General features: G+C 58.0%; 15 protein-coding genes. 3 read left to right on the top strand and 12 right to left on the bottom strand.

Annotated features, from left to right (window positions below; all coding sequences use genetic code 11):
• The 9 genes from GHO32_RS20995 to puuE all read right to left on the bottom strand — a co-directional run bounded on the left by GHO32_RS20995 (nt 1) and on the right by puuE (nt 9281).
• Nucleotides 1-1206 carry an MFS transporter gene (locus GHO32_RS20995; RefSeq protein ID WP_153335615.1) on the bottom strand — a complete coding sequence of 402 codons (1206 nt, stop codon included), beginning with the start codon at nt 1204-1206 and terminating at the stop codon, nt 1-3.
• A gap of 166 nt (nt 1207-1372) precedes the next feature.
• Nucleotides 1373-2158 carry an outer membrane protein OmpK gene (locus tag GHO32_RS20990; RefSeq protein WP_153335616.1) on the bottom strand — a complete coding sequence of 262 codons (786 nt, stop codon included), beginning with the start codon at nt 2156-2158 and terminating at the stop codon, nt 1373-1375.
• A gap of 324 nt (nt 2159-2482) precedes the next feature.
• Nucleotides 2483-3268, bottom strand: coding sequence for an outer membrane protein OmpK (locus GHO32_RS20985; protein WP_048371304.1), 786 nt, complete (start codon nt 3266-3268; stop codon nt 2483-2485).
• Nucleotides 3269-3372: 104 nt separating this feature from the next.
• Entirely contained in the window at nt 3373-4737 is a 1365-nt protein-coding gene (locus tag GHO32_RS20980; protein WP_153335617.1) for a nucleobase:cation symporter-2 family protein, read from the bottom strand.
• An 80-nt stretch (nt 4738-4817) separates the two neighbouring features.
• Nucleotides 4818-6110 (bottom strand): urate hydroxylase PuuD, encoded by a 1293-nt coding sequence (locus tag GHO32_RS20975; RefSeq protein ID WP_372239833.1) that lies wholly within the window; start codon nt 6108-6110, stop codon nt 4818-4820.
• 49 nt (nt 6111-6159) lie between these two features.
• Nucleotides 6160-6663 carry an ureidoglycolate lyase gene (locus tag GHO32_RS20970; protein ID WP_153335618.1) on the bottom strand — a complete coding sequence of 168 codons (504 nt, stop codon included), beginning with the start codon at nt 6661-6663 and terminating at the stop codon, nt 6160-6162.
• 119 nt (nt 6664-6782) lie between these two features.
• Nucleotides 6783-7778, bottom strand: coding sequence for an allantoicase (gene alc / locus GHO32_RS20965; protein WP_048391549.1), 996 nt, complete (start codon nt 7776-7778; stop codon nt 6783-6785).
• A 61-nt stretch (nt 7779-7839) separates the two neighbouring features.
• Nucleotides 7840-8355: a 2-oxo-4-hydroxy-4-carboxy-5-ureidoimidazoline decarboxylase gene (uraD, locus tag GHO32_RS20960; protein ID WP_153335619.1), complete on the bottom strand. Its 516-nt coding sequence runs from the start codon at nt 8353-8355 to the stop codon at nt 7840-7842.
• Nucleotides 8352-9281, bottom strand: a complete 930-nt coding sequence (gene puuE, locus GHO32_RS20955; protein WP_368668493.1) for an allantoinase PuuE — start codon at nt 9279-9281, stop codon at nt 8352-8354. The genes uraD and puuE overlap by 4 nt, the downstream gene beginning before the upstream one ends.
• Before the next feature lie 376 nt (nt 9282-9657).
• Here puuE and uraH point away from each other — a divergent pair, with 376 nt between their 5' ends.
• Nucleotides 9658-10011, top strand: coding sequence for a hydroxyisourate hydrolase (gene uraH, locus GHO32_RS20950; protein ID WP_048371291.1), 354 nt, complete (start codon nt 9658-9660; stop codon nt 10009-10011).
• 162 nt (nt 10012-10173) lie between these two features.
• Here uraH and GHO32_RS20945 read toward each other — a convergent pair whose 3' ends face one another.
• Nucleotides 10174-10800, bottom strand: a complete 627-nt coding sequence (locus GHO32_RS20945) for a LysE family translocator (protein ID WP_048391137.1) — start codon at nt 10798-10800, stop codon at nt 10174-10176.
• Nucleotides 10801-10910: 110 nt separating this feature from the next.
• The gene (locus GHO32_RS20940; protein ID WP_153335621.1) at nt 10911-11351 is read right to left on the bottom strand and encodes a MarR family winged helix-turn-helix transcriptional regulator; all 441 of its coding nucleotides are present in this window, start codon (nt 11349-11351) and stop codon (nt 10911-10913) included.
• Nucleotides 11352-11433: 82 nt separating this feature from the next.
• Between GHO32_RS20940 and GHO32_RS20935 the strand changes: the two genes are divergently transcribed.
• Together GHO32_RS20935 and GHO32_RS20930 are read left to right on the top strand one after the other, a co-directional pair.
• Nucleotides 11434-12600: a PLP-dependent aminotransferase family protein gene (locus tag GHO32_RS20935; RefSeq protein ID WP_048371284.1), complete on the top strand. Its 1167-nt coding sequence runs from the start codon at nt 11434-11436 to the stop codon at nt 12598-12600.
• A gap of 8 nt (nt 12601-12608) precedes the next feature.
• Nucleotides 12609-13211, top strand: a complete 603-nt coding sequence (locus GHO32_RS20930; protein WP_153335622.1) for a glutathione S-transferase family protein — start codon at nt 12609-12611, stop codon at nt 13209-13211.
• A gap of 74 nt (nt 13212-13285) precedes the next feature.
• Here GHO32_RS20930 and GHO32_RS20925 read toward each other — a convergent pair whose 3' ends face one another.
• Nucleotides 13286-13657, bottom strand: coding sequence for a glutathione S-transferase N-terminal domain-containing protein (locus GHO32_RS20925; protein ID WP_048391129.1), 372 nt, complete (start codon nt 13655-13657; stop codon nt 13286-13288).
• Between the last annotated feature and the right edge of the window lie 18 nt (nt 13658-13675).

Genomic DNA, 13675 nt, shown 5'->3' with positions numbered 1-13675 from the left:
TCAGGCCAGCGCATTACCGGGCTGCGAGGTGCTGTTTTGCAACAGCCGGTAGCCCGCGACGGCAAACAGCAACATGCCCAAACCTGCGATCAATGACACCCTGAAGCCTGCCGGTGCACCGTAAGCGTCGATCACCCAGCCACCGACCACCGCGCCGAGGGCAACGCCCATGCCCAGACCGGTAATCATCCAGGTCAGGCCTTCGGTCAGCTTGGCCGGGGCGACGATGTTTTCGATCAGCGCCATGGCGGTAATCAGGGTGGGGGCGAAGAACAGGCCGGCGACAAACATGGCAGCGGCCAAGGTGATGATGCTGTTGGCCCACATCAGCGGCACCATGGTGATGGCCGTGGCCAACGCGCCCAGCAGGAACAGCCGGGGCAAGGGCATGTTCAATTTGAGGCTGCCAAACACCAGCCCGGCCAGGCATGAACCCAGCGCATACACCGACAGGACGATACTTGCGGCCGCCGGTTCACCCTGGTGTTGGGCAAAGGCCACGCTGACCACATCCACGGTGCCGACAATGGTGCCCAGGCCGATCAAGGCCATCATCAGCACCAGAACCGCGCCCTGACGCAAGACTGTGACGTCATTCTCCAGGGTGCGCGGATGCACGGGCGGCTCGGTTTTGTGTTGCATGACAAAGACCGTTACGCCCACTGCCAACAGGATCGCGGCCGCCAGTGGCCCGGCCTGGGGGAACAGGGCAACGCTCAGGCCCACGGAAATGGGCGGGCCGATGATAAAGCAGACTTCGTCCAACACCGATTCAAACGAGAACGCCGTGTGCAGCTTGGGCGAGCCGCGATACAGCTCGCTCCAGCGGGCGCGGACCATGGCCGGCATGCTGGGCATGCACCCGGCCAGGGCGGCGCAGACAAACAGTGTCCAGTCGGGCGCGTTCAGGTAGCTGCACAGCAGCAACGCAAGCATGGCGCACACGCCAACCGCCGCCACACCCGGCAAGATCCGGCGTTGCCCGTAACGATCAACCGCGCGAGAAATTTGTGGTGCCAGCAAGGCCATGGCCAGTGCAAAGGTGGCCGCCACCGCGCCCGCCAGCCAATACGAGCCGTGCAACTGCGAAAGCATGGTGATGATGCCGATACCTGCCATGGATATGGGCATTCGGGCGATCAGGCCTGCGGCGCAAAACGCTTTGCTGCCGGGGGCGCTGAAAATCTCGCGGTAGGGGTTGGCCATACAAGCTCCGTGACGTTGCAGGTAAGAAAGGTGTTTTGACATACATGGCGTATGCAGAAATATACGCATGCGCGGCGTATGTCAAATAAAGGTGGCCAGTGAGAGGAGGGTGCTGCTCAGGGAGGAGGGCTTCAGCCACGCGAATGCAGTGGCTGAAGCGGGTGCATCAGAAGTGGTACTTGACCAACAGGCTCGCGGTGTCCTGGTTGGTTTTGAAGGAACCGCTGTCTTCGATGCCGTACTTGTTTTTCCAGTAGTCGTATTCGATACCGACGTACAGTTGCTTCGCGCTCCAGTTCAGCGCCTTGCCCAAGTCATATTTGATCTGTGGGTTGAAGTGCAGGTTGGCGTGGTAGGTGCCGCGCGCGTTCTGGTCGTTGTCGACCACCCAGTCCATGTAGCCGTCGATGACCACATCGGAGTTGCCCACGGGCTGGGTCCAGGACCACACCGGGGTGATCTGCCAGACGCCACGGCCTGGGCGGTTGCCCTCTGGGTAGCGTTTGTAGAAGTTCAGCTGGAAGAAGTCGAAGCCGGGCACATTCAGGTCGAAACCCGGGCCGATCAAGTAGGAGTCTGAATCGCCTTCGCCAAACTCGTACGTAAGGGCCAGCAACACGTCTTTGATAGGGCCAAACTCAAACTTCTGGTCGAAGATCTTGCCGAACGACAAGCGCGGCGTGAACTCGCCGTAGTAAGTGTTGGTGCCGAAGTTACTGTCTTTTTTGCCGTTGTAAAAAATACGGTCGACGAACAGAAAGTTATCACCGTATTTCCAGCTGTCGGCGTGCTCGAAGGTCAAGGTCTGCTGGATCTTGGGATTGACCTGAAAGTCCTTGCCATACAAGTACGTCAAGCTGTTGGTTTGCCACTGCAGCAAGTCTTCTGCGGCTGCCGTTGTACCGCCCAGCAGGCTCCCCGCAAGCACCAGGCCGGTCAGAATGCGCTTCATTCGGTTGCTCCAAAAATTAATCAATGCTGCATGAGTAGAACTCGGCGCTCTGAGCGGCACCTTGGTTCTTTTGTTTTAAAACTTGTCTTTGTGGTCAACTTAACGTCGTTTGAACACCCTGTTTTACGGCAAAGAGACATCGCTCGGCTGTCCGTGGACAGTTGAGTGGCGGGAGACTAATGCAGGCCGTAAACACTTGAGTTGAACGATAAAGTTGGCTTCAGAGTCAGCTTTAAAACAGCGCCCGTCTTTGAGCGGCCGCGCAGAGTACTGACTCTGGCGTCGGTACTCAAGCGCGCTGTTGTTGCCCGGGCGCAGCAAGGCTTAAAAGTGGACTTTGATCAGGGCGCTGGCCGTGTTTTGGTTGGTGTCCAGACGGCTGCTGCTTTCGATGCCGTATTTGTTTTTCCAGTAGCTGTATTCAAAGCCGACATACAGCTGCTTTTCGCCCAGGTTGAGGGCTTTGCCCAGGTCATATTTGACCTGCGGGTTGAAGTGCAGGTTGGCGTGATACGTACCGCGTGAGTTCTGGTCGTTATCGACCACCCAGTCCATATAGCCATCGATAAGCACGTTGGAGCGGCCCACTGGAATGGTGTAGGAGAACGACGGTGTGATCTGCCAAACCCCCGTGCCAGGGCGTGGCCCTTCGGTGTGGCGGCGATAGAAGTTGAGGGTGAAGTAGTTAAAGCCGGGCACCGCCAAGTCAAAGCCCGGACCAATGAGGTAGGCCTCGCTGTCGCCTTCGCCGTACTCGTAAGTCATGGCCAGGAGCACGTCTTTGATGGGGCCGTATTCGAGTTTTTGGTCGAAGATCTTGCCGAACGACAGACGTGGGCTGAACTCGCCGTAATAGGTGTGCGGGCCTTTATTGGGGTCGGCTTTACCGTTGTAGAAAATGCGGTCGACAAACAGGAAGTTGTCGCCGTATTTCCATTTGTCGGCGTGTTCAAAGGTGATCGTTTGCTGGATCGAAGGGTTGATCGCGAAGTTCTTGCCGTACAGGTAGGTGAGGCTGTTGGTTTGCCACAAGAACAGATCACCGGCCATGGCCTGACCTGCAGCCAAAAGCCCACCCGCGAGCGTGACGCCCCAGTGTTTGCAGTGCATGGGATGCTTCCTTTTTTATTATTGTTTTGATGCTGTTCAGAGAATCAAAAGCCCCTCACCCCAACCCTCTCCCGCAGGGAGAGGGGGGATGATTGAGGGCATGATCAATGCTGATGCACGTGACCGCTCATGGCTGCACGCTCGGCGCCGCCCAGTACGTTGAACAGCAGGTTCAGGGACACGGCGCTGACTGCCGCCATGGCGATGCCGCTGTGGGTGATCGGGCCCATCCAGAGGGGCAAGTGCGCGAAGAACTCGGGGCGCACCACCGGGATCAGGCCCATGCCGATGCTGACGGCCACCAGCAGTTGATTGCGGCGGTCGGCAATGTCGGCTTCCTGGAGGATTTTGATCCCCGTGGCGGCAACCATGCCGAACATCGCAATGGCTGCGCCGCCCAATACCGCAGGCGGAATAGAGGCCACCAGGTACGCGGCTTTAGGCAACAGGCTGAGGGTGATCAGGAAGATCCCGGCCATGATTGTTACCGAGCGGCAACGCACGCCGGTCATTTGCACCAGACCGATGTTCTGGGCGAATGAGGAGTGGGTGAAGGTGTTGAAAAAGCCCGCCAGAAACGAAGCTCCGGCGTCGCACAGCAAGCCGCGGCGGAGCATGCGTGGGGTGACTTCCTGGTCGGTGATCTTGCCCAGCGCCAGAAACATCCCGGTGGACTCGACAAAAATGATCACTACCACCAGACACATCGACAGGATCGGTGCCAGATGAAACTCAGGCATGCCGAAGTGCAGCGGCGTGACGATCTGGAACCACGGCGCCAGACCGATGCCCTGCAAGTTGACCATGCCGATGGCACCACACAGGGCATAGCCCAGCGCCATGCCGATCAGCACCGAAACGTTGACCCAGAAACCGCGCATAAAGCGATTGATGAGCAAAATGGTGGCCAGTACCAGCGCGGCAATAAACAGGTAAATCGGTGAGCCGAATTGCGCTGCTGTACTGCCGCCGCCCGCCCAATTGACGGCGACCGGGAACAGTGACAGGCCAATGGAGGTAATCACGGTGCCGGTGACCAGCGGCGGGAAGAAGCGCACCACCTTGGACATGAACGGCGCAATGATCATCCCGAAGAAACCGGCGGCAATGGTTGCCCCGAAAATACCGGTCATGCCGATGCCCGGCATCCCGGCCATCGCCACCATGCTGCCAACGGCGGCAAAACTGGCGCCCATCATCACCGGCATGCGAATGCCCATGGGGCCGATGCCCCATGACTGGACGATGGTTGCCACGCCTGCCACCAGCAGGTCGGCGTTGATCAGAAAGGCAATTTCTTCACGATTCAGACCGGCTGCCTGGCCGATGATCAGGGGTACGGCGACAGCCCCCCCGTACATCAGCAGCACGTGCTGCAGACCGACCAGAATCAATTGCAACAACGGTAGCCGCTGGATGGGTGGTGGTGCGGTTACTGCGGGTATGCGCGGTTCGGTTAAGTCGGACATGCAACACCTCGGTCATTTTTATTGTTGTGAGCTAATGGTGTGGTGGGTGGCCGCCCACGGTTTGCGACCACCCGTGTGCGTCAGTTGATGTGGGCTCCTGAGTTGACCCAGGCACCGACCAGATCGCGTTCTTGCTGGGTCATCTGAGTGATGTTGCCCAGCGGCATGATCGGTGTGGCGACGGCTTGCGCTTGAATGCGCGGGGCCATCAGTTGGATTTGTTGTGCGGTGTCAAACATCACCCCGGCCGGGGCCACGCTGAACAGCGGGCTGGTAGGGGAGGCGGAATGGCAAACCGTGCAGCGTTCCTGGATTACTGCGTGGACTTTTTCGAAGTCAACGCCGGCCACCGGGGCGGCGGGAGCGGCAGGGGCGGGCGCTGCTGCTGGCGGGGCATCTGCTGCTTTAACACCGCCCACAGCCGTTTCTGGCAGCGGTTGGTATTTGATGACCTTGGCCACGTCAGGCGTCGCAGGTGCTGGTTTGGGGCCAGTGACATACGCCAGGCAGACCATGCCCAATGCCGCGACCGGTAAGGTCCAGGCATATTTGTGGCTGTCGTGGCGGGTGTTGAAGTAATGGCGTACCAGCACCGCGAGTACCGCAATCCCGGCCAGGATCAGCCAGTTATATTGGCTGCCGTAGGTGCTCGGGAAGTGGTTGCTGATCATGATGAACAGCACCGGCAAGGTGAAGTAGTTGTTGTGACGCGAACGCAGCAGGCCTTTGGCTGGCAGCGTTGGGTCAGGTGTGCGGCCTTCTTTGATGGCCGCAACCAGAGCACGCTGGGCGGGCATGATGATGCGGAACACGTTGCCGACCATGATGGTGCCGATAATGGCGCCGACATGCAGGTAAGCGCCACGCCCGCTGAACACTTTGCTCAGGCCGAACGCTGCGGCAACCAGCAGCAAAAAGAGGATAAAACCGAGCAGTGCCGGGCGTTTGCCCAAGGCAGAGTCGCACAGGAAGTCGTAGACAAACCAGCCGGCAATCAGCGAACCAATACCGATGGCAACCGCTTCGGGGCCGCTCATGCTGGAGCCGGGAGCGATCAGGTACAGCGCCGGGTTGAAATAGAACACCAGGCATAGCAGGGCGATGCCGGACATCCAGGTGAAGTAGGCTTCCCATTTAAACCAGTGCAGGTTCTCCGGCATGGTCGGTGGGGCCAGCTTGTATTTTTCGAGGTGGTAGATACCGCCCCCGTGAATGGCCCATAAGTCGCCAGACAGGCCGTCTTTGGGGTTGGCTCGATTGAGGTTGTTCTCAAGCCAGACAAAATAAAACGACGCGCCAATCCAGGCCACACCGGTAATCATATGAATCCAGCGCACGCCCAGATTCAGCCATTCAATCAGATGTGCTTGCACAGTCTTTACCTCTCGCCTGTCACTCTTGAGTGAATGAGCAGACCTTCTCTTATTGGTGGGGGGCGAGGACTAAATACTCATCCTCTTTAAAGAAATGCTCATCGCAGTTATTGCCTGAGCCACTGCGATCAACCACCAGGAAGTCATCCCGCTTTTCGATCGTCAGCACCGGGTGGTGCCAGACGCCGCGATGGTAATTAATGCCCTGCCTGCCATTACTGACAAAGGCGCGGACCAAGCCTGATACAGGTGCATCGCCAACGGGCGCGACCACGATCAGAAAGGGGTTGCCGAGCAGCGGAATAAACGCCTGGCTGCCCAGCGGATGGCGCTCCAGCATGCACACAGTGAACGGCATGTCCTGCGCCTCGGCGCGGAAGATGCTGATGATCGCCTTGTCTTCTGGCGTAGCCGTTTCGACCTCGGCCAGACGATGAAAGCGCATGGTTGAACCGTTGTTGATCATGAAGTGGTCGCTGCCATCGGTTTCAATCACGTCACCGAACGGGGCGAAGGCTTCTTTGGTCAGCGGTTCAATCTGTAATGTGCGCATGTTGGTCTTCTTATCTGGATTGCTGTGGTGTTTGTGGTGTTGCTATCGCGGGCAAGCCCGTTCCCACATTTGAAATGCATTCCCTGTGGGAGCCGGGCTTGCCCGCGATCGGGTTTTCCTTATTTAGCGACCTTGCCCAGTACACGCAGGCGGCTTACACCGCCGTCCGGGAACAGGTTGAGGCGGATGTGGGTGATCGGGCCCAGCGCTTTGATCTGCTCGCTGAAGCTGTGCTCGGCGTGCATTTCGAGTTTTTGGCTCGGCAGCAATTCACGCCAAAACAGGCTCTGGGTTTCGATCTGGCTGTCGGTACCGCCTTTGACGAACGCGCCCTGGATCGAGCAGCTGTCCGGGTAGTTGCCTTTGAAGTGCAGGGTGTCGACGATGATTTTTTCAACTTCACCGGCGTGACCCAGCGCGACGATGACCCAGTCATTGCCAGGGGTACGGCGACGTGCGGTTTCCCAGCCATCGCCCATGTTGATGCCACGGCCCGGGTTAAGAATGTTGCTCATGCGGCCGAAGTGTTCGTCGGAGCAGGCGAGGGCGCGGCCACCATTGAGGGCGGCGGCCAGATCGACCTGTTCGTTGTCACCCAGCGCAGACCAGTCACGGAACGGCACGCCATATACACGCAGACGCGCTACGCCGCCGTCCGGGTAGATGTTGAAACGCAGGTGGCTGAACGCCTGGTCGTTAGTGATCTCGTGGTAGTGGTGGCTGTTGCCTTGCAACTCGACCGCCGACAGCACTTCAACCCACTGGGTGTTTTCAGTCGGCTCGCCTTCAGCCAGGAAGCAGGCTTCGAGGGAGGCCGATGGCGGGAAGTTGCCGGTGAAGAATGAAGTGTCGATGTCGACGCCCTTGATAGAGCCCGGTACGCCGAGGCGGATGACGGCACTGTCATAGCCTTCAAAGCGCTTGCGGCGGGACTCCCAGCCGTCCATCCACTTGCCGTTGTCATCGAAAACGCCCTCCTTCCACACGGCCGGGGTCGGCTGGAACAGGCGGTTGGCGTCTGCGAACCAGTCATCGGTCACCGAAACAATTTTGGTGCCTAGACGGGCGTCGGCCAGGTTGACGAACTTCTCGAACGGTACGGCGTAAGCTTTCATTCTTCTGGTCTGCCTTTAAATAAGTGGCTGGAGATACGTCACCGGCACCTGCCGGCTCGGCTTAGAGCTGGCCTAATCGGAACAGGGCTATTTTGTTGATTTCTGCCAACGCGCATTTGAACTCGACGTCTGCCGGGTTATGGATGCGGGTTTCGAACGCGGCGAGGATCTGGTGCCGGTCGCTGCCTTTTACCGCCATGATGAAGGGAAACTTGAACTTGGCTTTGTAGGCCTCGTTCAGCTCGGTGAAGCGCTGGAACTCTTCTTCCGTGCATTGGTGAATACCGGCGCCGGCTTGTTCATGAGTGCTGGCTTCGGTCAGTTGACCCTGGACGGCAGCTTTGCCGGCCAGGTCCGGGTGAGCGTTGATCAGTGCCAGTTGGCGGTCGTGATCAGCGCTCAATAACAGGTCGCTCATGCGCTGGTGCAGGGTGTCGATCTGGTCGACGCTGGCGTCCAGGCCCAGGTCGTAAGCCTTTTCGGCCACCCAGGGTGAGTGCTCGTAAATGTCGGCAAAGGCTGCGACGAACTCTTCACGGCTCAGGGTTGACGGTTTGAGGGTCTTGAAAGCGCTCATCGGTCGATCTCGGCAACAAAAGGGTGGGTGGCGTGCCAGTGCCGGGCAATGTCCACGCGGCGGGTAAACCAGACCTGTTCGTGGCCTTTGGCGTACTCGATGAAACGCTTGAGGGCGGCGAGACGCGCAGGGCGGCCAATGAGGCGGCAATGCAGGCCGATTGAAAGCATTTTCGGCGACTCTGCGCCTTCGGCGTACAGCACATCGAAAGCATCCTTGAGGTACTGGAAGAATTGCTCGCCGGTGTTAAAACCCTGCGCCTGGGTAAAGCGCATGTCATTGGTGTCCAGCGTGTACGGGATCACCAGGTGCGCTTTGCCGGTCGGGTTGTTGGGTTCCCAGTAGGGCAGGTCATCGTCGTAGGTGTCGCTGTCATACAAAAATCCGCCTTCTTCCATCACCAGCCGACGGGTGTTCGGGCCGGTGCGGCCGGTGTACCAGCCCAGCGGACGTTCGCCGGTGATTTCGGTGAGGATGCGGATCGCTTCGAGCATGTGCTCGCGTTCCAGCGCTTCATCCATGTACTGGTAGTCGATCCAGCGATAGCCGTGGCTGCAAATCTCGTGGCCGGCGGCGACCATGTGGCGGATCACGTCTGGATGACGCTGCGCGGCCATGGCCACGGCGAAGATCGTGAGCGGAATGTCGAATTCCTTGAACAGCTTGAGCACCCGCCATACGCCTGCGCGGCTACCGTATTCGTACAAGGACTCCATGCACAGGTTGCGCTCGCCTTGCAGCGGCTGGGCCGAGACCATCTCCGAGAGGAAAGCTTCCGACTCTTTGTCGCCATGCAGAAGGCTGCGTTCGCCGCCTTCTTCGTAATTGAGCACAAAAGACAGGGCGATACGGGCGTTGTCCGGCCAGTGCGGATGAGGAGGGTTTGGACCGTAACCAATCAGGTCGCGTGGGTAGTCAGCGCTCACTACAGTCTTCCTTATTGTGGGTGTTAACAGTCGACTGGCCAGACTTGGCGTCTCTGCGATGGCTTGATTGTATACAACTTAATAATAAATTTGTAACCCTGAATTTGTGCATTTTTATCATGCTTTGTGCTTAAAGGGTACTTGCAAAAAACTTGCCTGATTGGTCAGCTTCTGAATACAAAGTCTCTAAATGGCGCGTCTTTCAACGTTGATAGCCTCCAAAGCTCAGGTTAGACGTGTCGCGGAAAATAGCATTTTTAATTGTGTACAATTTTTTGAATAAGTGTCTTAATCTTCGCATCACCGTGTCTTTCGGGACTTCTCTGAAGGCACGGCAGCCGAATTTATTTACCGAGTCGGGGAGGTCGCACACTCAATGGGACGTTTGACTACACACGTTTTGGATGCCGCACACGGATGTCCGGGCAGTTCGATCAAGGTCGAGCTTTACCGCGTTGAAGGTGCCCAATTGACCTTGGTGGCGAGTGCCTTGACCAACGAAGACGGGCGCTGCGACGCACCGCTGTTGCAGGGCGACGACTACCGTTCAGGGGTTTATCAGGTGCAGTTCAGTGCCGGTGATTACTACCGCGCACGGGGTGTGAAATTGCCGGAGCCGGCGTTTCTGGATGTGGTGGTGCTGCGTTTCGGGATCAGTGCCGAGCAGGATCACTACCATGTGCCGTTGCTGATCTCGCCGTACAGTTACTCGACGTACCGTGGTAGTTAGGGTTTAAAAGTTCGCATCGTGGTAGATGATTTGCCCGCTCACACTGCGGGCTTTTTTTTGCCCGCGATTTAAGCAAAACCCTGTAGGAGCTAGCTTGCCTCGCGATCTTTTGACCTTTTAAAAGATCGCGAGGCAAGCTCGCTCCTACAGTGGCGGTGTGATTTAACGGCTCAACAGCGAGGCCGTGCCCGCCACGCTGAACAAACCGGCGCTGACCTTATTGAACCAGCTTTGCCCCTTGCCGCTGCGCAGGTAGCTCGCCGCGCCGTGGGCGCCCAGGCCGTAGGCCAGCTTGCAGAGCAGGTCGAGCACGGTCCAGGTGGCGATCATCACCAGCAGTTGCCCCAAAAAGGGTTGGTTGGGGTCAAGAAACTGCGGCAAGAACGCGGCAAAGAACAAAATGTCTTTCGGGTTGCTGGCCCCGAGCACAAACGCGCGCCCAAAGAGTGCGCGAAAGCGCGGTTTTGGTGCGGCGTCCGGCACTGTAGTGGCTCTTGCCGGTTGGCGCGATTGCTTCCAGCTTTGCCAGGCCAGGTAGAACAGGTAGAGCGCGCCGACGATTTTAAGGGCGCTGAACAATTGCTCCGACGCCAGCAACAAGGCGCCCAAGCCCAGTGCCGACGCGCTGAGCAAGCAAATCGAGGCAATCACCCCACCCAAAAATGCCGGGTAAGAACGGCGCAAGCCGTAGTTCAGGCTGTTGCTGATCATCAATAACGACAGTGGCCCTGGAATCAGGATCACGACCAAGGCGGCGCTGCTGAACAGCAGCCAGGTTTCCAGACTCATCACTTTCTCCATATACCCGTACAAGCGTTTCCCGTTGCACGATCGGGGTCAGCTGATTTATGCGTTTGTATACAAATAAAGCAAGTATTGTTTTCAAATTTACAGGTTTGTCAGCTTGAACGGCTTTGCCCCAGTGCCTGATTGATCGTCAGCCAGCCGTTCACCGCTTCTTCACCGGCGTGTTCGAACACCCGCTGCAGCAATTTAACCTGTTCGCGGCGCAGGCTGGCCTCAAAGCGGACACCGTCGGCGGTCAGTTCCAGCAAGCGTTTGCGCTTGTCGGAGGGCGGCACCACGCTGACGACCAAGTCCATTTCGATCAATTGGCGCAACGGCGTATTGAGGGCTTGCTTGCTCACGCCGAGCAAGGTGAGCAGTTCCTTGACGCTGACGCCGGGGTAATGAGCGATGAAAAACACGATGCGTTGATGAACCCGGCTTAGCCCGCGCCGGGCGAGCATCTCGTCGGCCTTGGCCGTGAACGCCTGGTAGCCAAAGAAGAAGGCTTGCATGGCTGCACGCTGGGTGGTCGGGTTTTTAAGGTCAAGCATATTGACGTATCCAGTCGCTGAGGCGTAATTTCGGTCAACCAGTTTGACTTATTTCCAATGATTTCTGCTACGGGTGACCTCAATGGCTTTCTCCGAACGTGTATCGCGCCTTAAAAGTTCTTTGATCCGTGAAATTCTGGCAGCTGCTCAGCGTCCGGAAGTCATGTCCTTTGCCGGCGGGCTGCCGGCAGAGTCGATGCTGCCTAAAGTCGACTGGACCGAAATGCCTGTCGCTCTGGGCCAGTACGGCATGAGCGAAGGCGAACCGGCCCTGCGTGAGGCGCTGGCCGCAGAGGCCCGTGCGTTAGGAGTCAACTGTGAGGCGAGCCAGGTGCTGGTGCTCAGCGGTTCGCAACAGGCACTCGACCTGGCAGCCAAGCTGTACATCGACAAGGGCACCGAAATCATGCTCGAGGCGCCGACCTATCTGGCAGCGCTGCAAATCTTCCAATTGTTCGGCGCCGAGTGCCTGACGTTCCCGCTACAGGCCGATGGCCCGGACTTGGCAGCGTTGCGTGTTCAGTTGGCTAAACACCGCCCGGCCTTTATCTATTTGATTCCGACCTTTCAGAATCCGTCTGCCGTACGTTACAGCGAAGCCAAGCGCGACGCCGTGGCCGCGCTGCTCGACGAGTTCGGTGTCACCCTGATTGAAGACGAGCCGTACCGCGAACTGACGTTTGATGGCGGCAGCGCGACGCCGATTGTCAGTCGCTTGAAAACAGCCAGCTGGATCTACACCGGCACCGTGTCGAAAACCCTGTTGCCGGGCCTGCGCGTGGGCTTCTTGATTGCCAGCCCGGATTTGTTTCCGCATTTGCTGCGGCTTAAGCAATCGGCGGATTTGCACACCAACCGTATTGGCCAGTGGCAGGCGTTGCAGTGGATCGGCACCGAGAAAATGGCCAACCATTTGGCGGTGCTGCGTGATTTTTACCGCGTGCGCCGTGACGGCTTTCAGGCCGCGCTGGAAGAACATTTTTCGGACCTGGCGGATTGGCAGGTGCCGCAGGGTGGGCTATTTTTCTGGCTGACCCTCAAGCAGCCGCTGGATACCCGCACCTTGCTCAAGCCAGCGCTGGCTCAAGACGTCGCGTTTATGCCGGGTGAGCCGTTCTTCGCCGACCCGGACCAGAACGTGGGGAGTCTGCGTTTGAACTTCAGTCACATTGACCCAGAACGCTTGCACGAAGGTCTCAAGCGTCTGGCAATGGTTATCCGTCAAGCACACGCCGCAGAGGCGGCTTAGGAGTTGCGATGCTCAAGGTTTATGGCGATTACAACTCGGGCAACTGCTACAAAATCAAACTGATGTTGCACCTGCTGGGCCTGGAATATGAGTGGCAGTCGGTCGACATTCTCAATGGCGACACACAAACCCCTGAGTTCCTGGCAAAAAACCCGAACGGCAAAGTGCCGGTGCTGGAATTGGAAGATGGCACCTGCCTGTGGGAGTCCAACGCGATTCTCAACTACCTGGCAGATGGCAGTGACTACTTACCCACCGAGCCCCGCTTGCGCACCCAGGTATTGCAGTGGCAGTTTTTTGAACAGTACAGCCACGAGCCATACATTGCGGTGGCGCGGTTTATCCAGTTCTATCTGGGCTTGCCCGAAGAGCGGCTTGAGGAATACCGCAAGCTGCAAAAGCGCGGTTACAGGGCGCTGGAGGTGATGGAGCAGCAATTGCAACGCACGCCGTATCTGGTGGGTGAGCACTTCTCGATTGCTGACGTGACGCTATATGCCTACACCCACGTGGCGCATCAGGGCGGGTTTGATCTGAGCAGGTTCCCGGGGATCCAGGCCTGGATACAGCGCGTGGCGAGCCAACCGCGCTATGTCGGGATGCTGAATTAAGCTGGAGCTGCCGCAGGCTGCGATGGGTTGATCTTAAACATCAATACATCGCAGCTTGCGGCTGCTACTGGCGGTTAAACGCTGGCAAACCGCGTGTTCAGGTACTCAATGATCACTTTGGAGTCATACATCCAGGTGGTCTTGCCGTCTTCTTCGATCCGCAGGCAAGGCACTTTGATCTTGCCGCCTTGCTCCAGCAGGGTCTGGCGATCTTGCTCGTTGTTTTTCGCGTCGCGCAGAGCCACCGGCACGTTCAGGCGGCGCAGGTTGCGGCGGGTTTTGACGCAAAACGGGCAGGCGTGGAACTGATACAGGGTCAGGCTTTTGGCTGCCTGGTCAACTTTTGCCTGGTCAGCAGCAGGGCGCTGTTTTTTGCTGGGGCGGGTAATGAAATCCCCGGCGATGATCAATTGGCCCAAACCGATGCGAAGCGCTTTGATAAACACAGTAGAAAGCCTCATGGG

The sequence above is a fragment of the Pseudomonas sp. FSL R10-2189 genome, from assembly GCF_009600325.1.
GTDB classification, from domain to species: Bacteria; Pseudomonadota; Gammaproteobacteria; order Pseudomonadales; family Pseudomonadaceae; genus Aquipseudomonas; species Aquipseudomonas helleri.
This window is presented reverse-complemented; position numbering and strand designations above follow the sequence as displayed.